The sequence below is a fragment of the Pseudomonas sp. ES3-33 genome (genome assembly GCF_000952175.1).
Lineage (GTDB): Bacteria > Pseudomonadota > Gammaproteobacteria > Pseudomonadales > Pseudomonadaceae > Aquipseudomonas > Aquipseudomonas gregormendelii.
Genome location: NZ_JZRI01000152.1, coordinates 1 through 876, shown reverse-complemented (window position 1 = coordinate 876; position 876 = coordinate 1). Strand labels below are relative to the sequence as shown.

General features: G+C 62.0%; 1 protein-coding gene. It reads right to left on the bottom strand.

The annotated features are described in order from the left end of the window. Positions 1-876, bottom strand: an 876-nt coding sequence (locus tag UB23_RS29840; RefSeq protein ID WP_177328601.1) for a cadherin-like domain-containing protein, incomplete at both ends; no start/stop codon positions are given.

Below are 876 nucleotides of genomic sequence, written 5' to 3'. Positions count from 1 at the left end.
TAAAGGTGTACGCCCCGTTCGCGCCGATCACCAAGGTGCCGACATTGGCGATGGTCGCCGTGCTGCCAGCGGTGTAGGTGTTCGCACCGATGGTGAAGTTGAGCACGCTGACAGGGCCGTCGACGCTCGAGGTACCCGTGAGGACGCTGCCGGTAACGGCAGTGTCTTCAAGGGTGGACACCCTTTCGCTGGCATCGGTGAAGCTGTCATCGACCGGGGTGACGCTGATGTTCAGGGTCGAAGTGACATTGCTACCGGAGCCGTCAGTGACGGTGTAACTGACCACCGGCACGCTGCCGTTGTAGTTGGCGGCTGGAGTAAAGGTGTACGCCCCGTTCGCGCCGATCACCAAGGTGCCGACATTGGCGATGGTCGCCGTGGTGCCAGCGGTGTAGGTGTTCGCACCGATGGTGAAGTTGAGCACGCTGACAGGGCCGTCGACGCTGGAAGTCCCGGTCAGCACGCTGCCGGTAACGGCAGTGTCTTCCAGGGTGGACACCGTTTCGCTGGCATCGGTGAAGCTGTCGTCGACCGGTGTGACGCTGATGTTCAGGGTCGAAGTGACATTGCTACCGGAGCCGTCAGTGACGGTGTAGCTGACCACTGGCACGCTGCCGTTGTAGTTGGCGGCCGGAGTAAAGGTGTACGACCCATTCGCCCCGATCACCAGGGTGCCGACATTGGCAATAGTCGCCTTACTGCCGGCGGTGTAGGTGTTCGCACCGACGGTGAAGTTGAGAACGCTGACCGGGCCGTCGACGCTCGAGGTACCCGTGAGGACGCTGCCGGTAACGGCAGTGTCTTCAAGGGTGGACACCCTTTCGCTGGCATCGGTGAAGCTGTCATCGACCGGGGTGACGCTGATGTTCAGGGTCG